Source organism: Pseudomonas sp. R-28-1W-6 (assembly GCF_009799925.1).
In the GTDB taxonomy this organism is placed as follows: domain Bacteria; phylum Pseudomonadota; class Gammaproteobacteria; order Pseudomonadales; family Pseudomonadaceae; genus Aquipseudomonas.
Genome location: NZ_WELK01000009.1, coordinates 65,019 through 84,304 on the forward strand (window position 1 = coordinate 65,019; position 19,286 = coordinate 84,304).

Annotated in this window: 20 protein-coding genes and 1 pseudogene; 10 read left to right on the plus strand and 11 right to left on the minus strand. The window is 64.1% G+C overall.

All coding sequences use genetic code 11. From position 1 onward, the window contains the following. From F3I62_RS15680 to F3I62_RS20575, 3 genes and pseudogenes are all read right to left on the minus strand, one after another. A complete protein-coding gene (locus F3I62_RS15680; RefSeq protein WP_178122520.1) occupies window positions 1-606 on the minus strand; it encodes a hypothetical protein in 606 nt (201 codons plus the stop codon). 16 nt (window positions 607-622) lie between these two features. Beyond that, entirely contained in the window at window positions 623-1,357 is a 735-nt protein-coding gene (locus tag F3I62_RS20570; RefSeq protein WP_372240143.1) for a methyl-accepting chemotaxis protein, read from the minus strand. Window positions 1,358-1,480: 123 nt separating this feature from the next. Beyond that, a pseudogene (locus F3I62_RS20575) lies at window positions 1,481-2,257 on the minus strand (cache domain-containing protein); the annotation flags it as partial. Window positions 2,258-2,456: 199 nt separating this feature from the next. Here F3I62_RS20575 and F3I62_RS15690 point away from each other — a divergent pair. The 9 genes from F3I62_RS15690 to F3I62_RS15730 all read left to right on the plus strand — a co-directional run bounded on the left by F3I62_RS15690 (window position 2,457) and on the right by F3I62_RS15730 (window position 9,919). After that, window positions 2,457-3,290: an undecaprenyl-diphosphate phosphatase gene (locus F3I62_RS15690; protein WP_160490582.1), complete on the plus strand. Its 834-nt coding sequence runs from the start codon at window positions 2,457-2,459 to the stop codon at window positions 3,288-3,290. Window positions 3,291-3,294: 4 nt separating this feature from the next. Further along, the gene (locus F3I62_RS15695; RefSeq protein WP_160490583.1) at window positions 3,295-4,002 is read left to right on the plus strand and encodes a DUF1294 domain-containing protein; all 708 of its coding nucleotides are present in this window, start codon (window positions 3,295-3,297) and stop codon (window positions 4,000-4,002) included. Between the two features lie 78 nt (window positions 4,003-4,080). Then, window positions 4,081-4,587: a DUF1993 family protein gene (locus tag F3I62_RS15700; RefSeq protein ID WP_160490584.1), complete on the plus strand. Its 507-nt coding sequence runs from the start codon at window positions 4,081-4,083 to the stop codon at window positions 4,585-4,587. Window positions 4,588-4,617: 30 nt separating this feature from the next. After that, the gene (locus tag F3I62_RS15705) at window positions 4,618-4,896 is read left to right on the plus strand and encodes a hypothetical protein (protein ID WP_160490585.1); all 279 of its coding nucleotides are present in this window, start codon (window positions 4,618-4,620) and stop codon (window positions 4,894-4,896) included. A gap of 16 nt (window positions 4,897-4,912) precedes the next feature. Next, window positions 4,913-6,034 (plus strand): branched-chain amino acid ABC transporter substrate-binding protein, encoded by a 1,122-nt coding sequence (locus F3I62_RS15710; protein ID WP_160490586.1) that lies wholly within the window; start codon window positions 4,913-4,915, stop codon window positions 6,032-6,034. 102 nt (window positions 6,035-6,136) lie between these two features. Further along, window positions 6,137-7,051: a branched-chain amino acid ABC transporter permease LivH gene (locus F3I62_RS15715; protein ID WP_160490587.1), complete on the plus strand. Its 915-nt coding sequence runs from the start codon at window positions 6,137-6,139 to the stop codon at window positions 7,049-7,051. Window positions 7,052-7,053: 2 nt separating this feature from the next. Further along, window positions 7,054-8,334 carry a high-affinity branched-chain amino acid ABC transporter permease LivM gene (gene livM, locus F3I62_RS15720; protein ID WP_160490588.1) on the plus strand — a complete coding sequence of 427 codons (1,281 nt, stop codon included), beginning with the start codon at window positions 7,054-7,056 and terminating at the stop codon, window positions 8,332-8,334. Next, window positions 8,331-9,206 (plus strand): ABC transporter ATP-binding protein, encoded by an 876-nt coding sequence (locus tag F3I62_RS15725; protein WP_160490589.1) that lies wholly within the window; start codon window positions 8,331-8,333, stop codon window positions 9,204-9,206. The genes livM and F3I62_RS15725 overlap by 4 nt, the downstream gene beginning before the upstream one ends. Beyond that, window positions 9,203-9,919 (plus strand): ABC transporter ATP-binding protein, encoded by a 717-nt coding sequence (locus F3I62_RS15730; RefSeq protein WP_160490590.1) that lies wholly within the window; start codon window positions 9,203-9,205, stop codon window positions 9,917-9,919. Before F3I62_RS15725 ends, F3I62_RS15730 begins: the two co-directional genes overlap by 4 nt. Window positions 9,920-10,162: 243 nt before the next feature. Here the strand turns inward: F3I62_RS15730 and F3I62_RS15735 are convergent, their stop codons facing one another. The 3 genes from F3I62_RS15735 to F3I62_RS15745 all read right to left on the minus strand — a co-directional run bounded on the left by F3I62_RS15735 (window position 10,163) and on the right by F3I62_RS15745 (window position 12,496). Continuing rightward, window positions 10,163-11,749, minus strand: a complete 1,587-nt coding sequence (locus F3I62_RS15735; protein WP_160490591.1) for an ABC-F family ATPase — start codon at window positions 11,747-11,749, stop codon at window positions 10,163-10,165. Window positions 11,750-11,862: 113 nt separating this feature from the next. Beyond that, complete coding sequence (locus tag F3I62_RS15740; RefSeq protein ID WP_160490592.1) at window positions 11,863-12,210, minus strand: MmcQ/YjbR family DNA-binding protein; 348 nt, start codon at window positions 12,208-12,210, stop codon at window positions 11,863-11,865. A 7-nt stretch (window positions 12,211-12,217) separates the two neighbouring features. Next, the gene (locus F3I62_RS15745) at window positions 12,218-12,496 is read right to left on the minus strand and encodes a peptidylprolyl isomerase (RefSeq protein ID WP_160490593.1); all 279 of its coding nucleotides are present in this window, start codon (window positions 12,494-12,496) and stop codon (window positions 12,218-12,220) included. 147 nt (window positions 12,497-12,643) lie between these two features. Here F3I62_RS15745 and F3I62_RS15750 point away from each other — a divergent pair, with 147 nt between their 5' ends. Next, window positions 12,644-13,843 carry a PilT/PilU family type 4a pilus ATPase gene (locus F3I62_RS15750; protein ID WP_178122521.1) on the plus strand — a complete coding sequence of 400 codons (1,200 nt, stop codon included), beginning with the start codon at window positions 12,644-12,646 and terminating at the stop codon, window positions 13,841-13,843. 159 nt (window positions 13,844-14,002) lie between these two features. Here the strand turns inward: F3I62_RS15750 and F3I62_RS15755 are convergent, their stop codons facing one another. The 5 genes from F3I62_RS15755 to F3I62_RS15775 form a co-directional block, all read right to left on the minus strand. After that, window positions 14,003-14,899, minus strand: a complete 897-nt coding sequence (locus F3I62_RS15755) for a ribose-phosphate diphosphokinase (RefSeq protein ID WP_160490594.1) — start codon at window positions 14,897-14,899, stop codon at window positions 14,003-14,005. After that, window positions 14,899-16,476 (minus strand): thymidine phosphorylase family protein, encoded by a 1,578-nt coding sequence (locus F3I62_RS15760; protein ID WP_160490595.1) that lies wholly within the window; start codon window positions 16,474-16,476, stop codon window positions 14,899-14,901. The genes F3I62_RS15755 and F3I62_RS15760 overlap by 1 nt, the downstream gene beginning before the upstream one ends. 179 nt (window positions 16,477-16,655) lie before the next feature. Further along, the gene (locus F3I62_RS15765; protein ID WP_160490596.1) at window positions 16,656-17,318 is read right to left on the minus strand and encodes a hypothetical protein; all 663 of its coding nucleotides are present in this window, start codon (window positions 17,316-17,318) and stop codon (window positions 16,656-16,658) included. Between the two features lie 487 nt (window positions 17,319-17,805). Beyond that, window positions 17,806-18,321 carry a hypothetical protein gene (locus tag F3I62_RS15770; protein WP_160490597.1) on the minus strand — a complete coding sequence of 172 codons (516 nt, stop codon included), beginning with the start codon at window positions 18,319-18,321 and terminating at the stop codon, window positions 17,806-17,808. Window positions 18,322-18,397: 76 nt separating this feature from the next. Beyond that, a complete protein-coding gene (locus tag F3I62_RS15775; RefSeq protein ID WP_160490598.1) occupies window positions 18,398-19,255 on the minus strand; it encodes a PIN domain-containing protein in 858 nt (285 codons plus the stop codon). Window positions 19,256-19,286 lie beyond the last annotated feature (31 nt).

Genomic DNA, 19,286 nt, shown 5'->3' on the forward strand with positions numbered 1-19,286 from the left:
TCAGCAGCCCAGGCTGTCCGCCTGGCGGTAGAGGCCGAGCAGCTTGCGGGTGATGGTTTGCTGGATGTCGTCGCGCTCGAAGCTCGACAGCCGGGTGAGCTTCTGCACCTGCAGGCGGTGCAGGTGGATGTAGGGCATCTGCTGGTCGAACTCGCGCAGGTCGCCCTTCATCATGATCGGCAGGAATACATCGCCGATCTTCTTCTGGTTGCTGATGATCTGCGCCAGGGCCTGCTTGAATGGCATGGTCTTGGGCGCGGGGCCGCCGTCCTTCATCTGCGTGGCCAGCAACAGCCCCGGCTTGCCCAGGACCACGCCGGGCAGCACGCACAGGCCGGTCTGGCGCACGGCGGCGATTTCGATGCCGTGCAGGGTGTCGTGGAAGGCATAGGGGTTGGGCAGCACCACCATCTTGCGCCCCTGGTCGCTGGGGAAGTGCAGGTTGTAGTTGGTGTACAGCTGGCGCACGGACTCGGAATAGACGCACAGGCGGTTCTCGAACAGCTTGATGAAGCGCTCGGCCAGCTCGCGCCGGGCCATGCTGTCCATGTCCCAGATCAGGTCCTGGTTCTGCGGTCGATTCAGATCGACTTCTTGGTGTTCCATGCTGCTCATTCAGCCCTCATACACGAAATTGTCCCAGCAACTGGCTCAGTTGCCCTGCCAGCTGGCCCAGATGCTGGCTGGCCTGGCTGGATTGATCTGCGGCCAGGGCATTCTCATGCGCCAGCGAAGCTGCCTGGGTGACATTGTGGTTGATATCTTCGACCACGTGCGACTGTTGCAGGGTGGCACTAGCGATCGAAGCATTCAAGCCCGTGAGGTTACGCAATGAGCTGGCGATCTGGCTCAGGCTCTCGCCGGCCTGGCGCGCTTGCTCGACCGTTTGCTGGGAGGCCTGGCTGCTGGCATTGATCACCTTGACCGCGGCTTCCGAGTTGCCCTGCAGGCGCTCGATCATGCTCTGGATCTCGGCGGTGGACTGCTGGGTGCGCTGGGCCAGCAGGCGTACCTCGTCGGCGACCACGGCAAAACCGCGGCCCTGCTCGCCGGCGCGGGCGGCCTCGATGGCGGCGTTGAGGGCCAGCAGGTTGGTCTGCTCGGCAATCGAGCGGATGACTTCCAGCACGCTGCCGATCTGCGTGCTCTCGGCGGCTAGGGTGCTGATCACCTTGACTGCCTGGTCGATGGTGCTGGACAGCTGGTCGATCTGGCGCAGGCTGCTGGCGATATTCTGCTGGCCCTGCTGGGCCTGCTCCTCCGCCAGGCGCACCTCGCCGGCCGCGTGCTCGGCGTTCTTCGCCACGTCCTGCACGGCGTAGGACACCTCGTTGATCGCGGTCGCCACCAGCTCCATCTGCTGCGACTGCTGCTGGCTGTGCTGCTGGGCGCTGCTGGCCACCTCGCCCAGCGACTGCGAGGCCTGGTCGAGGGCGCCGGCGGCCTGCAGCGACTGGCTGATGACGCCGCGCAGCTTGCCGGTGAAGGCGTTGAAGTGGCTGCCCAGGGCGGTCAGCTCGTCGCCGCCGCTGTGGTCCATGCTGCGGGTCAGATCGGCTTCGCCGCTGGCGATGTTGGCCATGGCGTCGACCGCTTCCTCCAGCGGCCGGGCGATGCTGCGCACGATGAGGATGACCAGGGCGCCGAGCAGCACGCTGATCAGCAGCAGCACGCCCAGGGCGCGCAGGGCCTGCTGGCGGAACTCGGCCTGCATGTCGTCGAGGTAGATGCCGGAGCCGATGATCCAGCCCCAGGGCTCGAACAGCTGGACATAGGACACCTTGGGCAGCGGCTCGGCGGCGCCCGGCTTGGGCCAGCGGTAGTCGACCAGGCCGGCGCCCTGGCGTTTTGCCACGGCGACCATGTCGTTGAACAGGAACTTTCCGTCCGGGTCCTTCATGTTCGACAGGTTCTGCCCTTCGAGCTTGGGATTGGCCGGGTGCATGATCATCTGCGGGGTCAGGTCGTTGATCCAGAAATAATCGTCCTGGTCATAGCGCAGGCCGCGCACCAGCTGCATGGCCTGCTGCTGCGCATCGGCCCGTGGCAGGCTGCCGGCGCTTTCCAGGGCCTGGAAGTGGCGCAGGATACCGCTGGCGGTTTCCACCACCTCGCGGGTTTTCAGGGCCTTGGCCGCGTACAGGTCGTCGTAGGTCTGCTTCAGCATCAGCGCCGTCAGGGCCAGCAGCATGAGGATGGAACTGAGCAGGATCAGCCACAGGCGGCGATTGATCGGCAGGCGGCGCAGACTGTTCATGGGCAGGTGACTCCACTTCTTCTTATGGCAGGCTTCGGCGCTCAGCAGACACTGAGTCTAGAAGCTGTTCAATTAGCTGTTGGCAAGGGCGGCACTGCGTGGTCGCCTCTGGTAGGATGCGCTGCCTTTTTTTCGGCCGATTGTTCGGCAACATTAATTTTTCATGGCCTGCCATGCCGGCGGGTAGTGCGAGGACTTCATGGATTTGTGGGTCGCCTTTCAGGCACTGATTCTGGGCATCGTCGAAGGCTTGACCGAGTTCCTGCCGATTTCCAGCACCGGCCACCAGATCATCGTCGCCGATCTGATCGGCTTCGGCGGCGATCGGGCCAAGGCCTTCAACATCATCATCCAGCTCGGCGCCATCCTCGCGGTGGTCTGGGAGTACCGGCGCAAGATCCTCGAGGTGGTGTTCAATGTCCCCAAGCAGGCGCAGGCGCAGCGCTTCACCGCCAACCTGCTGATCGCCTTCATGCCGGCGGTGGTGCTTGGCGTGGCCTTTTCCGACCAGATCCACCACTACCTGTTCAACCCGATCACGGTGGCGGCGGCCCTGGTGGTCGGCGGCGTGATCATTCTCTGGGCCGAGCAGCGCCAGCATGAGGTGACGGTCGAGGAAGTCGACGACATGACCTGGAAGGAAGCCCTGAAGATCGGCTGCGCCCAGTGCCTGGCGATGATCCCCGGCACCTCGCGCTCGGCCTCGACCATCATCGGCGGCCTGCTGTTCGGCCTGTCGCGCCGCGCTGCCACCGAGTTCTCCTTCTTCCTGGCCATGCCGACCATGGTCGGCGCGGCGGTCTATTCCGGCTACAAGTACCGCGAGCTGTTCCAGCCCGGCGACCTGCCGGTGTTCGCTCTGGGCTTCGTGGTGTCCTTCGTGTTCGCCATGATCGCCGTGCGCGCGCTGCTCAAGTTCATCGCCAACCACAGCTACGCGGTGTTCGCCTGGTACCGCATCGGCTTCGGCCTGCTGATCCTGGCCACCTGGCTGTTCGGCCTGATCGACTGGTCCACGGTGCAGGCCAACTGACCGCATGCTGGCGACGGAGCGGCGCGGCACCCTGAAAAGCTGGAACGATGCCAAGGGCTTCGGTTTCATCCAGGCGGAGCAGGGCGGCGAACAGTTGTTCGTGCATATCTCGGCGCTGCGGGGCGAGCGCCGCCCGCAGCCCGGCGAGACGGTGCTGTTCGTGCCGGGCAAGGATGCCCAGGGACGCCTGCGCGCCGAGCACATGCGCTTCGAGAGGCTCAGCCTGGATCGCCCGGCCATCCGCCGCAAGCCGCGCCAGCCGGCCGTCCGCGCCGCTACCGCGGCGCGCGGACCAGGGCCGGCGATGCGCCAGCTGCCGCTCAAGCTGCTGCTGTTCAGCGCCCTGTGCGGCCTGCCGGCCGTCGGTGCCCTGCAGCTGTTCCTCGGCTCCGGTGCCCTCTGGGCGCTGGGCGCCTACCCGCTGCTCAGCCTGATCAGCTTCGCCCAGTACTGGAACGACAAGCGCAGCGCGCAAGCGGGGCGCTGGCGCACCCCGGAGAAGTACCTGCACGTCGCCGAACTGCTCGGCGGCTGGCCGGGTGCCCTGCTGGCGCAGCAGCTGTTTCGCCACAAGACGCGCAAGCTCTCGTTCCAGCTGGTGTTCTGGGCGATCGTCCTGCTGCACCAGGCGTTCTGGTTGGACCGGCTGGTGCTGGACGGGCGCTTCCTGGCGGCCCACCTGCAGACCTGGCTGCCGTTGCTGCTGCGCTAGCCGGGCAACTGGCACGAGTGGCGAATCCACGGCTAACCTGGCAGGGCAGACTCAACCCTTGGCTCAGGAGCTCCCCCGATGTCTCTTTCCATGTATCAGGCTTCCATCCCGGTCTTCGTGCGCATGTTCGGCAATCTGGCAGCCATCCTCGACAAGGCGGCGGTGTATGCCGACGCGAAGAAGATCGACCCGGCGGTGCTGCTCAATGCGCGCCTGGCGCCGGACATGCACCCCCTGACCCGCCAGGTGCAGATCGCCAGCGATGCGGCCAAGGGCTGCGCGGCGCGCCTGGCCGGGGTGGAGATTCCCGGCTTCGCCGATACCGAGGGCAGCTTTGCCGAGCTGCAGGTGCGGATCCAGAAGACCCTGGACTTCATCCAGGGCTTCAGCCCCGCGCAGATCGACGGCAGCGAGGAGCGCGAGGTGGTGATGCGTTTTCCCGGCGCCGAGCTGAAGTTCAGCGGCCAGGACTACCTGCTGCATTTCGTCCTGCCGAACTTCTATTTCCACCTGACCACCGCCTACGCCATCCTCCGCCACAATGGCCTGGAGATCGGCAAGATGGATTACCTGGGCCGAGTCTGACGGTGTGCCGCCACGTCGCCGTGGCGATAGATGGAAGTATTCGGCGGCTGTCGGTTGCTGGTGCGCATGGGTGGATTCGCCGCACTGAAATCGGGCGGCCAGCTGCGCCGCCAGGCATCGTTACCGAAAGTAAAGCGCGGCCCGGCGAAACGGCGGCTGCGCTTTCCCACAAAGCGCAAGCGCTGCCAGCGCTGCGAAATTTTTTTCATAAAACCCTGCTTGTTTATTAACGTTTCTCCGAATTTTCTGCTTGGATTTTTGAGGACTGCACTGGCACAAGCCTTGCTGTCGCAGGTTGCCACTACCTAAAACCTCAGGAGTTACCATGTCGCAGAAGATTTTCAGAAAAGGCTTTCTGGCTCTCGCTGTCAGCACCGCGATGGGCGCTTCTTCCTTCACCCTGGCCGATGTGGTCATCGGCGTGGCGGGCCCGCACACCGGCCCCAACGCCTCGTTCGGCGAGCAGTACTGGCGGGGCGCCAGCCAGGCCGCCGAGGACATCAACGCCGCGGGCGGGGTGAACGGCGAGATGATCAAACTGGTCAAGGCCGACGACGCCTGCGAGCCGAAGCAGGCCGTGTCGGTGGCCAACCGCCTGGTGGACTCGGACAAGGCAGTCGGCGTGATCGGCCACTTCTGTTCCTCCTCGACCATGCCGGCCTCGGAGGTCTACGACGAAGCCGGGATCATCGCCATCACCCCGGCCTCGACCAACCCGCAGGTGACCGAGCGCGGCCTGCCCGGCATGTTCCGCATGTGCGGCCGCGACGACCAGCAGGGCGTGGTGGCCGCCGACTACCTGGTGGACAAGCTCAAGGCCAAGAAGATCGCGGTGATCCACGACAAGGACACCTACGGCCAGGGCCTGGCCGACGCGACCAAGGCGCACTTGGCCAAGCGCGGCATCGAGCCGGTGCTGTACGAGGGCCTGACCCGCGGCGAGAAGGACTTCAACGCCCTGGTTACCAAGATCCGCTCGGCCGGTGCCGAGGTGGTATATTTCGGTGGTTGCCACCCGGAAGCCGGCCCGCTGGTACGGCAGATGCGTGAGCAGGGCGTGACCGCCGCCTTCGTTTCCGGCGACTGCGTGGTGACCGACGAGATGGTCACCACCGCCGGCGGCCCGCAGTACACCAAGGGCGTGCTGATGACCTTCGGCGCCGACCCGCGCCAGCTGCCGGAAGGCAAGGCGGTGATCGAGAAGTTCCGCGCCAACGGCTTCGAACCCGAGGGGTACACCCTGTATGCCTATGCCTCGGTCCAGGCCCTGACGGCGGCCTTCAAGGGCGCCGGCAGCACCGAGGGAGCCAAGTCCAGCGAGTGGCTGAAGGCCAACACCGTCGATACCGTGATGGGCAAGAAGTCCTGGGACGGCAAGGGCGACCTGAAGGTCTCCGACTACGTCATGTACGAGTGGGACGACAAGGGCAAGTACCACCAGCAGTAATCGCTGCGCACGCCCCGATCCGCCGGGCGGGCGGGGCGCTGCACCTGCCCGACCGCGGCCTCGCGTGGCGGTCGCCCTTGTCCACGGCTACGAGACTTATTCATGGACGGCATCTTCCTGCAGCAACTGATCAACGGCCTGACCCTCGGCGCGGTCTATGGCCTGATCGCCATCGGCTACACCATGGTCTACGGCATCATCGGCATGATCAACTTCGCCCACGGCGAGGTGTACATGATCTCCGCCTACCTGTCGGCCATCACCCTGGCCCTGCTGGCCTTCTTCGGCCTGGAATCCTTTCCGCTGCTGATCCTCGGCACGCTGTTGTTCACCATCTTCGTCACCGGCATGTACGGCTGGGTGATCGAGCGTATCGCCTACAAGCCGCTGCGCAACTCCACGCGCCTGGCGCCGCTGATCAGCGCCATCGGCATGTCGCTGATCCTGCAGAACTACGTGCAGATCAGCCAGGGCGCGCGCCAGCAGGGCGTGCCGACCCTGCTCGACGGCGCGTTCCGCTTCCCTATCGGAGAGGGGTTCGTCCAGCTCACCTACACCAAGGTGTTCATCCTCATCGCCGCCTTCGTCGGCATGGGCGTGCTCACCTACGTGATCCAGCACACCCGGCTCGGGCGCATGTGCCGTGCCACCCAGCAGGATCGCAAGATGGCCTCGATCCTCGGCATCAACACCGACCGGGTGATCTCCTACGTGTTCGTCATCGGCGCCGCGATGGCCGCGCTGGCCGGCGTGCTGATCACCATGAACTACGGCACCTTCGACTTCTATGCCGGCTTCGTCATCGGCATCAAGGCCTTCACCGCGGCGGTGCTCGGCGGCATCGGCTCGCTGCCGGGGGCGATGCTCGGCGGCTTGATTCTCGGCGTGGCCGAGGCGCAGTTCTCCGGCATGGTCAACACCGACTACAAGGATGTGTTCAGCTTCTCGCTGCTGGTGCTGATCCTGATTTTCCGGCCGCAAGGGCTCCTGGGGCGTCCCCAGGTCGCGAAGGTGTGAGCATGTCCGCAGTCAAACAAGGCCTGGACCTGAAGAAAATCCTGCTGGATGCGCTGCTCGCCGGGCTGATCGCGCTGATCGTGTTCGGCCCCATAGTCGGCGTGGTGCTCGACGGCTACAGCTTCAACCTGCAGCCCCAGCGCCTGGGCGCCGTGATCGGCGTGGTCATGCTCGGCCGCCTGCTGCTCAGCCTGTACCTGCAGAGCGGCAGCGGGGTCGCGCTGCTGGCACGCTTCGAGAGCAACGCCTCGGGCGTGCATGTGCGGCCGCCGGACTACCGGTCGCGGCTGCGCTGGATCATTCCGCTGCTGCTGGTGGTGGCGCTGATCTTCCCGTTCTTCGCCAGCAAGTACCTGCTCACCGTGGTCATCCTCGGTCTGATCTACGTGCTGCTGGGCCTGGGCCTGAACATCGTGGTCGGCCTGGCCGGCCTGCTCGACCTCGGCTACGTGGCCTTCTACGCCATCGGCGCCTACGGCCTGGCGCTGGGCTACCAGTACCTCGGCCTGGGCTTCTGGACGGTGCTGCCGCTGGCGGCGCTGCTGGCGGCGCTGGCCGGGGCGCTGCTGGGCTTCCCGGTGCTGCGCATGCACGGCGACTACCTGGCCATCGTCACCCTCGGCTTCGGCGAGATCATCCGCCTGATCCTCAACAACTGGCTGAGCTTCACCGGCGGGCCGAACGGCATGTCGGTGCCGGCGCCGACCTTGTTCGGCCTGGAGTTCGGCCGCCGCGCCAAGGACGGCGGGGTGCCGTTCCACGAGTTCTTCGGCATGGCCTACAACCCCAACCTGAAGTTCCTGTTCATCTACGCGGTGCTGTTCCTGGTGGTGATGCTGGTGCTGTACATCAAGCACCGCCTGACCCGCATGCCGGTCGGCCGCGCCTGGGAAGCGTTGCGCGAAGACGAGATCGCCTGCCGCGCCATGGGCCTCAACCATGTGCTGGTGAAGCTCTCGGCGTTCATGATCGGCGCCTCCACCGCCGGCCTGGCCGGGGTGTTCTTCGCCAGCTACCAGGGCTTCGTCAACCCGTCGTCGTTCACCTTCTTCGAGTCGGCGCTGATCCTCGCCATCGTCGTGCTCGGTGGCATGGGCTCGACCGTGGGCGTGGTGATCGCCGCCTTCGTGCTGACCGTGGCGCCGGAGCTGCTGCGCAGCTTCGCCGACTACCGCGTGCTGCTGTTCGGCATGCTCATGGTGCTGATGATGATCTGGCGCCCGCGCGGGCTGATCCGCATCAGCCGCACCGGGGTCACGCCGCGCAAGGGGGTGGCGCCATGAGCGACGAGATGATTCTCAGGGTCGACAACCTGATGATGCACTTCGGCGGCATCAAGGCCCTCAACGACGTCAGCCTGCAGGTGCGGCGCCACTCCATCTCGGCGCTGATCGGGCCCAACGGTGCCGGCAAGACCACGGTGTTCAACTGCCTGACCGGCTTCTACCAGGCCACCGGCGGCAGCATCCGCCTGCATGCCCGCGGCACCGTCACCGACGTGATCCAGGTGCTCGGCGAGCCGTTCCGGCCCGGCGACTTCGTGGCGCCGGCCACCCTGGCCAGCCGCCTCTGGTACAAGATGTTCGGCGGCACCCACCTGGTCAACCGCGCCGGGCTGGCGCGCACCTTCCAGAACATCCGCCTGTTCAAGGAAATGTCGGTGGTGGAGAACCTGCTGGTGGCCCAGCACATGTGGGTCAACCGCAACCTGCTGGCCGGCGTGTTCAATACCCGCGGCTATCGCCGGGCCGAGGACGACGCCCTCAACCATGCTTTCTACTGGCTGGAGGTGGTCGATCTGGTGGACTGCGCCAACCGCCTGGCCGGCGAGCTGTCCTACGGCCAGCAGCGCCGCCTGGAGATCGCCCGGGCCATGTGCACGCGGCCGCAGCTGATCTGCCTGGACGAACCGGCCGCCGGCCTCAACCCGGCGGAAACCGAGGCCTTGAGCGCGATCATCCGCAAGCTGCGCGACCAGCACGAGATGACCGTCCTGCTGATCGAACACGACATGGGCATGGTGATGAGCATTTCCGACCACATCGTCGTGCTCGACCACGGCGTGGTGATCGCCGAGGGCGGGCCGGCGCAGATCCGCCACGACCCGAAAGTGATCGCCGCCTACCTGGGCGCGGACGAGGAGGAGCTGGCATGAGCGAGCCGATCCTCGAACTGAAGGACGTCGACGTCCACTACGGGGTGATCCAGGCGCTGAAGAAGGTCAGCCTGCACATCGACGAGGGCGAGACGGTGAGCCTGATCGGCTCCAACGGCGCGGGCAAGTCCACGCTGCTGATGTCGATCTTCGGCCAGCCGCGGGCCTCGGCCGGGCAGATCCTGTTTCGCGGCACCGACATCACCCACAAGTCCTCGCACTACGTGGCCTCCAACGGCGTGGCCCAGGCGCCGGAAGGGCGCCGGGTGTTCCCCGACATGAGCGTGGAAGAGAATCTGTTGATGGGCACCATTCCGATCGGCACGGCGCACGCCGACGAGGACATGCAGCGCATGTTCGAGCTGTTCCCGCGCCTCAAGGAGCGGCGCAACCAGCGCGCCATGACCATGTCCGGCGGCGAGCAGCAGATGCTCGCCATCGCCCGCGCGCTGATGAGCCGGCCCAAGCTGTTGCTGCTCGACGAACCGTCGCTGGGCCTGGCGCCGATCGTGGTCAAGCAGATCTTCCAGACCCTGCGCGAGCTGGCCGCCACCGGCATGACCATCTTCCTGGTGGAACAGAACGCCAACCACGCGCTGCGCCTGTCCGATCGTGCCTACGTGATGGTCACCGGCGAGATCCGCCTGAGCGGCACCGGCGAGGAACTGCTGGGCAACCAGGAGGTGCGCAACGCCTATCTCGGCGGGCATTGAGCCTGTGAGTGAAACGAAAAAGGCATCCCGAGGGATGCCTTTTGGTTTTCGCCGAAGCTTAGGGATATCGCGAGCTAGAGTCAGGCTAGGCGGACAAGGGCCGAGGGCGCGGAGTTTACATACCGTAAATGAGCAGTACTCGCTCTGCTCGCCCTTCGGGCCGCCCTAACGTGCGTTAGTCGCAAGCGACTTTCCGAGGCCCTTGGCCAACAACGCCTGGCCGACGCGCAGCGAATCCGTGCACTATACGATGACGCCCTGGCTGCGCAGGTAGTCGTCGTAGGTACCGCTGAAGTCGGTCACGCCGTTGTCGCTCAGCTCGATGATACGGGTGGCCAGGGAGCCGACGAACTCGCGGTCGTGGCTGACGAAGATCAGCGTGCCCGGGTAGTTCTCCAGCGCCAGGTTGAGCGCCTCGATGGATTCCATGTCCAGGTGGTTGGTCGGTTCGTCCATCACCAGCACGTTGGGCTTCTGCAGGATCAGCTTGCCGAACAGCATGCGGCCCTGTTCGCCACCGGAGATGACCTTGACCGACTTGAGGATCTCGTCGTTGGAAAACAGCATGCGCCCCAGGGTGCCGCGAATGACCTGCTCGCCCTGGGTCCACTGGCCCATCCAGTCGAACAGGCTGACGTCGTCCTCGAAGTCGTGGGCGTGGTCCTGGGCGTAGTAGCCGACTTCCGCGCTTTCCGTCCATTTCACCGCGCCGGCATCCGGCGCCAGTTCGCCGACCAGGGTGCGCAGCAGGGTGGTCTTGCCGATGCCGTTGGGGCCGATGATGGCCACGCGCTCGCCGGCTTCGACGGTGAAGCTGAAGTTCTTGAACAGGGTCTTGCCGTCGAAACCCTTGGACATGTGCTCCACGGTCACCGCCTGGCGGTGCAGCTTCTTGGTCTGCTCGAAGCGGATGAACGGGCTGACCCGGCTGGACGGCTTGACCTCGGCCAGCTGGATCTTGTCGATCTGCTTGGCGCGGCTGGTGGCCTGCTTGGCTTTCGAGGCGTTGGCCGAGAAGCGGCTGACGAAGGTCTGCAGCTCGGCGATCTGCGCCTTCTTCTTGGCGTTGTCCGACAGCAGCTGCTCACGCGACTGGGTGGCGGCGGTCATGTACTCGTCGTAGTTGCCGGGGAACAGGCGCAGCTCGCCGTAGTCCAGGTCTGCCATGTGCGTGCACACGCTGTTGAGGAAGTGGCGGTCGTGGGAAATGATGATCATGGTGCTGTTACGCACCGTGAGGATGTTTTCCAGCCAGCGGATGGTGTTGATGTCCAGGTGGTTGGTCGGCTCGTCCAGCAGCAGCACTTCCGGATCGGAGAACAGCGCCTGGGCCAGCAGCACGCGCAGCTTCCAGCCCGGCGCCACTTCGCTCATCGGGCCGAAATGCTGCTCCAGCGGGATACCCAGGCCGAGCAGCAGCTCGCCGGCGCGCGATTCGGCGGTGTAGCCGTCCATCTCGGCGAACTCACCTTCCAGCTCGCCAACCTTCATGCCGTCTTCTTCGCTCATCTCCGCCAGCGAGTAGATGCGGTCGCGCTCGGCCTTGACCTTCCACAGCTCCTCGTGGCCCATGATCACGGTGTCGATCACGTTGAATTCTTCGTAGGCGAACTGGTCCTGGCGCAGCTTGCCCAGGCGCACGTTCGGCTCGAGCATCACCTGGCCGCCGGAAGGCTCCAGATCGCCGCCGAGGATCTTCATGAAGGTCGACTTGCCACAGCCGTTGGCACCGATCAGGCCGTAGCGGTTGCCGTTGCCGAACTTGACGGAAACGTTCTCGAACAGCGGCTTGGCGCCGAACTGCATGGTGATGTTGGCGGTAGAAATCACGACTGGAATCCCGAAGAGCGAGGGCGCGGATGCGCAAAAGGGCGCGATTGTAGCGGTTTAGGCGCTAGAAAGGCAGTCGGCGGGACGGATGGGGCGCTTTGCGCGCCGGCTAGCTAGAGCAGCAGGCCGAGCTTCAGGCGCTTGGGCAGCTTGCTCACCACCAGCTGGTGCGAGCGGGTCAGCAGCTCGCGCAGCTCGGCGTCGCCCAGCGGGCAGGGCTGCGCCATGCTGATCCAGTGGGCGCGGGCCAGGTACGGCGCGGGGCGGATACCGGGGCGATCGCAGTAACCGAGGAACAGGTCGCTGTCGACCTTGAAGGCCAGGCCGTCGCGGCTGCTCAGGTGGAAGAGGGCGAACATCTTGTTCTGCGCCACCGAGAACACCCGCACGCCGCCCCATTTGATGTCCTCGCGGGCGCCCGGCAGGCTCAGGCAGAAGGCGGCGATCTGTTCGGGCGTCATCTGGGCGTCACTCGCGGAAGAAGACCTGGACCAGATGGTAGCCGAACTGGCTCTTCACCGGGCCATGCACGGTGCGCAGCTCCTTCTTGAAGATCACCTGGTCGATGGCGCGCACCATCTGCCCGGGGCGCACCTCGCCCAGGTCGCCGCCGCGCTTGCCCGACGGGCAGGTCGAATACTTGCGGGCCAGTACGTCGAAGGCTTCGCCGGCGGCGATACGCTTCTTCAGGGCGGCCGCTTCGGCCTCGGTCTTGACCAGAATATGGCGGGCCATTGCCTTTGCCATGACGGGGTCCTCATTTTGCTTGGGCCGCTATTGTGCCAGTATTTGCTGCGCCAGCAGAATGACGCCAGTTTCCAGGCCTTTCGCCTGGCAATTGCCGCGCCGATCTTGGCCTACCTTATTAAGTCTTCACCGACGGAAGCGCTACCCATGGACCTCTCCGCAATGCTGAAAATCCTGGCGACCCAGGATGGCTCCGACCTCTACCTGTCCACGGGGGCGCCGCCTTGTGCCAAGTTCAACGGCGTACTCAAGCCGCTCAGCAACGAGCCGCTGAAACCGGGCGACGTGGCCGCGATTGCCGCCGGCGTGATGGACGCCGAGCAGCGCGCCGACTTCGACCGCGAGCTGGAGATGAACCTGGCGATCTCCCTGCCGAACATCGGCCGCTTCCGCATCAACATCTTCAAGCAGCGCAACGAAGTCTCCATCGTCGCGCGCAATATCAAGATGGAAATCCCCAAGTTCGAAGACCTCAAGCTGCCCGAGGTGCTGCTCAAGAGCGTGATGGAGAAGCGCGGCCTGGTGCTGTTCGTCGGTGGCACAGGCTCGGGCAAGTCGACCTCCCTGGCGGCGCTGATCGACTACCGCAACCGCAACAGCGGCGGCCACATCATCACCATCGAGGACCCGGTGGAGTACGTGCACCGGCACAAGAAGTCGATCATCAACCAGCGCGAGGTCGGCGTGGATACCCGCAGCTTCCACGCCGCGCTGAAGAACACCCTGCGCCAGGCGCCGGACGTGATCCTGATCGGCGAGATCCGCGACCGCGAGACCATGGAGCATGCCCTGGCCTTCGCCGATACCGGGCACCTGGCCATCTCCACCCTGCACGCCAACAACGCCAACCAGGCGCTGGACCGCATCATCAACTTCTTCCCCGAAGAGCGCCGGCCACAGCTGCTCAACGACCTGGGCAACAACCTCAAGGCCTTCGTCTCCCAGCGCCTGGTCAAGACCGTCGACGGCAAGCGCCGCGCGGCGGTTGAGGTGCTGCTCGGCACCCCGACCATCCGCGACCAGATCAAGCGCAACGACTTCTCCGAGATCAAGGAGACCATGGAGAAGTCGAAGAACCTCGGCATGCAGACCTTCGACATGGCCCTGATCGACCTGGTCCACGAAGGCAGCATCAGCGAGGAGGAGGCGGTGAAGAACGCCGACTCGGCGAACAACGTGCGCCTCAAGCTCAAGCTGCACCGCGAGAACCCGGCCAACGCCACGGCCGCAGCGGCCGCCGCGCCAGCTCCGGTTGCCGCCGCGCCAGCCGCCGCCGGCAGCTGGGAGTTGAAACTGGAAGCCTTGCCCGAGGATGAGCCGGCAGAGGATCCGGGTCGCCTGAGCTAAGAACCTGTCTCGGATCTCTTGATCGTCGGCCATGCTGCGTTGAAATCGGGCTCGGACTGCTCATTTACACCTCGTAAACTCCGCGTCCTCGCCCAATTTCGCCTTGCCTGGCTCTAGCTCAAAAGCTCCTAAACAGATTCTAAGGATCGCTGCCCCGGTTCAGCGCAGCAGCGGCTTGAGGGCCGCGGCCAGGTAGGGCGCCATGTACACGGCGTTGCTCGGATGGGCGATGCAGTCGGTGCTCCACACCTGCTCGACTCCCGCGGCGCGGATGGTCTCAAGGGCGTCGCCGGCGAACAGCGCGTGGGTCACCGCCACGTCCACCGAGCGGACGCCGGCGGCCAGCAGTTGGCGACAGGCCTGGGCCAGGGTATGCCCGGAGCTGGCGATATCGTCGAGCAGCACCACCTGACGGCCGGCCAGCGGCATGTCGGGCAACTCGATGGTGACGTCGCGGTCGCCGTGGCGCACCTTCTGGCACACGCCGTGGGCGAAGCCATGGCTGCCGGCAGCCACTTCGATCCACTGCACGGATTCGGCGTCCGGGCCGATCAGCACCGCCTGCGGCCGCTGCCGGGCGATCAGCTCGGCCAGGGCCGGGGCGCCGGACAGGGTCACGGCATCGGCCAGCGGCACCGCTTCATTCAGGCTGGCGACCCGGTGCAGGTGCGGGTCGACGGTGATCAGGCCGTCGAAATGCTCGGCGAGGAAGCGGCCGATGATGCGCTGGCTGACCACCTCGCCGGGGTTGAAGGCGATGTCCTGGCGCATGTAGGCCAGGTACGGGCTCACCAGCAGCAGGCGCCGGGCGCCCAGGGCGCGGGCTTCCCCGGCCAGCAGCAGAAGCTCGACCAGGCGCTCGTTGGGGTGGTCGAGGCCACGGTAGATCACCAGTTGCTCGGGCAGGCGCGCCGCGCTATCCAGCGGCAGGCGCAGGCGCAACTCGTCGTCGGGGAAGCGGTGGCGCTCGATGGCGGCGGCCTCCAGGCCACAGGCCGCGGCCAGGCGCAGGGCGGCGGCGCGTTCATCATCGAAATACAGCAGCAGGCTTTGCATCAGAACTCCACGAATACATTGGGCACCTGGTCCGGGCGACCGAGGCTGAAACCGTTGGCCCGCTCGCAGGCCTGGCGGGCGAAACTGAGGTCGGCGGGGAAGTCGGCGTGCACGCGGTACAGGCAATCGCCGGCCTTGACCGCCTCGCCGAGCTTGCGCAGCAGGTCGACGCCGGCGCCCTGCACCTTGGGCGCGCCGGCCAGGCGGGCAATGCGCGCCAGCTGCAGGTTGTCGATGCCGGTCACCACCGCGTCGTGCTCGGCCAGCACCTCGAAGGTCAGCGCCGCCAGCGTCGGCTGGTTGAGGTCGAAGGCCTTGGCGCCCTGGGCCTGGATGATCGCCTGCATCTTGTTCAGCGCGCGGCCGGAATCGAGGATGTCGCGGGCAATCGCATAACCGTCGCCGCCGCGCACGTCCGGGTCGAATTCGAGCATGCGCCCGGCCAGGCGCAGGGCCTTCTGGCGCAGGTCATTGGGCGCGCGCGGGTCGTTCTGCAGCACCTGCATCACGTCGCGTGCCTCCAGCACCGGGCCGATGCCGTTGCCGACCGGCTGGCGGCCATCGGTGATCACCACGTCGATGGTCAGCCCCAGGCGCGAGGCGACGAACTCGAACAGCTTGCGCAGGCGCTGCGCCTCGGCCATGGAGCGCACCTTGGCGGTGGGGCCGATGGGGATGTCGAGCAGCAGGTGGGTGGAGCCGGCGGCGATCTTCTTCGACAGGATCGAGGCGACCATCTGCCCCGGCGAGTCGATGGACAGCGGCCGCTCCACCGAGATCAGCACGTCGTCGGCCGGCGACAGGTCACTGGCGCCGCCCCAGGCCAGGCAGCCGCGCTGTTCGCGGACCATCTCGCACAGGCGCTCGAAGGGCAGCTCGACATTGGCCAGCACCTCCATGGTGTCGGCGGTGCCGGAGGGCGAGGTGATCGCCCGCGAGGAGGTCTTCGGGCAGAGCATGCCGTGGGCGGCGACGATCGGCACCACCAGCATCGAGGTGCGGTTGCCGGGGATGCCGCCGATGCAGTGCTTGTCCACCACCGGGTGCTCGCGCCAGTCCAGGCGCCGGCCGACATGGGCCATGGCGTCGGTGAGGAAGTACACCTCCTCGCGGTCCAGCTCGCCCTGGTTGCAGGCCACCACGAAGGCGGTCAGCTCGATCTTCGAATAACGGTGCTCGGCGATATCGCGCACGATGGCCTGGAAGTCCTCGCGCTGCAGGCGCTCGCCGGCGATCTTGCGGTGCAGGGCGGGGATCGACGCGGCCGGTTCGGCCTGGGCAATCGAGGCCAGCTCGCCGGCCTCGGCGCCGAGCTGGGCGAAGGCGTCTTCGGACAGACCCAGCTCGTCGCAGCCGACAATCGCCGGGTCATCGGCCAGGTTGAGGCTGGCCAGGATGCGCTTGCCGTTGACGCGGATCTCCACCTTGGCCAGGGCCTGGAACCCCTCGGCGCGGCAGGCCGCGCAGTCACGGTGCAGGTAGGCGACGTTTTCCCGGTAGGTGTCGATGGCGACCCGGCGCAGCTTCAGACGCACGGGCGGTTTCTCGGTGGCGGTGGCGTCGGAAGAGAGGCTCATGGGGCTGCTTCGCTGGGAACATGCCTTTATGTACCCGCTTCCTCGCGGCCTTGCCAAGCGCCCCGGCGCAATTTGTCACGCCGGCTTGCGCCAGGTCAGTGAAGTGGCGCGGGCGTCGATACCCAGCGCCTCGGTCGTGCCGTGCCGAGGCGCCGGCTCAGGCCCTGCTTCAAGCTGGCTTAGCAGCCGGGTTTGACCAGCCCGCTGCCGATGCTGATGGCATCCACCGCAACAGCGGCAAAGCTCTGCTGCGCCTGGCCGTCGAAGTCGCGCTCGCAGTTGAAGCGGGTTGCCATCACCCAGTCTTCGCCCTTGGCGGCGGTCATCTGCTGTTGCCAGCGGTTGGAGGCTTCGAGGGCGGCATCGCCGGCCAGCACCACTTCCAGCATGACTTCGCGGAAGTTCACCGCATGCGGGCCTTCCCAGTGGGCGTAGGCAGAAGGGTCGGCCGCATTGCCGCACAGGGTCAGGCAGTCGGAGTAGAAGCTCAGGTCGCCGGCGGCCTGCTGGAAGCCGCCGACAGTGAGCGGCTGGCCGGCTGGCGGGGCGAAGGATTCACCGAGGAAGCTGGTCAGGTCGGCCTGGCAACTGGGTGTCAGCTCCAGGCGCAGGGCGGTGACGCTGTTGTTCTGGATGGTGGCGGTGATGTTGCAGCCACTGACGCGGAACAGGTGCTGGTTGCCAGAAGACTCGCGTGGAATCCCGGCGATGGACTCGAAGTAGCGCTGGTTGGTGCCCAGCATGTCGCCGTTGAACACTTCGGCAACGCTGGCGGCCTGGGTGAGCGGGGCGCAGAGGGCGAGCAGGGCGGTGGCGATGAGGATGCGGGCAGGCTGCTGCATGGCTGAGTTCCTTTCATGACGACGGTTTAGCAAGGCTGCTGAGCAGGCCTGAGGCTCTATCAAGAGAGCCCCTGAACTGGCCGCTGTCAGGCTCCAGTCAGCGTAGCGTGGCTGGCTACCGGCCCCGGCAGAAGGCGCGGGGCTCCGCCGGGGACAGTAAACAACGGGGGCTGGTATTGCCAGCCTGATTCGCCAGCACCGGCATGTCCTGCATGCCCACGTGCGGCGAACTGATGGCGCCGCAGAGAATGTGAAAATAAATGTGAAGCTAGCCGGCTGTATTGCGTTCCATTTTGTTAGTGGAAGCCTTTATCCACGCAGTGTTCCATTATTTTTGAATGTGAAATAAAGTGTGAAGTAATTTACCGCGGCAGGAACCTGGATCTCATGTCTTTGATCGCGTCGAAGAGCTGGCTGGACCCCGTGTGGTTAAGGGGCCGGCTTTAGCCGGTCCCGAGTGAGCGCAGCGAACGACTTGAACCACTAGTTAGGGTATAACTTCATAGTCAAAACCCTCTCTCTCAAATGCTTCGAATGCTGAGGCTCGTATACTTGCCGCATTATCTGTGCACAAACGAGTGGAAGTTATTTTCCCGTTGTGCCGCGTAACTATGCCAGCTTTGAACTCCGGGTTGTTTGGCTCGCCTGGTGCAAAATTAGTTCTTATCATGCTGTCAAAAACTAGGTACTCGTAACCAGAGTTATTGAAGCGCACTATGTTTGCTCCGCCGCCCGAATAGCCAGTGCTCCCCAGGAAAAATATACCTTCTGGTGGTTTTTTTGATGCTGGATATAGGAATTCGACTTTGTCAGGTTTTCCGAAACGGTACTGTGTATATCCAACTGTCTTGCTGAGATTTTTAGATGAGCATATAGATATGAATTTGCCTTTTATCTCACACCCGAAAATAAGGTTTTCATCGTCTTTGCATAGATACTGCGGCTCATCAGCTAGCGCGGCATGACTGATCAGTAAGAGAATTATGCTGAGAGCACGAACCATGTTGATCCCTAACGTTTGGTTAAGGGGCGGGCTTTAGCCCGTCCCAGTGAGCGAAGCGAATGGTTTGAACCAGTTGTTAGGCATTTTTGGCGCTAAACAATTTTGCCCATAGCGCCTCAAGTCTCGTGCCGATTACACCTTTGCCAATATTATCTAGACCACGAACCATGACATATAAACCGCCTAGGACTTGGATCCCCTCGGTAACTCCGAGGCCAGAATAACTAAAAGTCGGAAAGAAGACGTAGTAAGACATGATTACTCCGACGCAAAACTCGAAAGAACCGTACGAAAGACGAAAATTCTCTCTGTACCAGAACAGCGCTAGACCTAAAGCAGGCAGTCCAATCATTGTTCCCCAAACAGTGATTGTTGAAACGAGCAGATTTATATTGGAATAGATGATGTTGCCGGCAGCAGAAGCGAGCGCGCCAAGAGCAAAGCTGGTGATAAGGTAACGTTTCTGAGAGGAAACAACCTTCTCGGCCTTATCTTCAATATCCTTATTTAAAGAATCACCTTTGCTTTCGCCGATAAATTCAGTGCCAGTGATGGATTTTATGTTTCGGCTAGATAAAAAATAAGCCAAGGATTTATCATTTGTTACCACACAGGGCGCATCCGCACCCTGTTGCTCAGCATAAGCAATAGCTATTCGTGCAATGTCAAAATCCGCGCCACTTAGGCGCTGAGCGTTTCTGTCTGATTGAATAAGGTCGTTTTTAAGTTTTGCAGGAGCATCGGCTATTTTCACCCCGGACGAAATAGATGAATTTACTAGCTCAGCGATATCTGCCCATTTGCTTCCTTTTCCTCTGTGGGAAAGCTCTTCCATTACTGCTCTTGGAATAACAATCTTCCGATTTCCAGCCCTAGACAATATCTGTGGGTGTTGGAGCAGAACGCTGGTATCGATTATGTATCGGCTTGGCATAAACCTTCCTGATGCCTAACGTTTGGTTAAG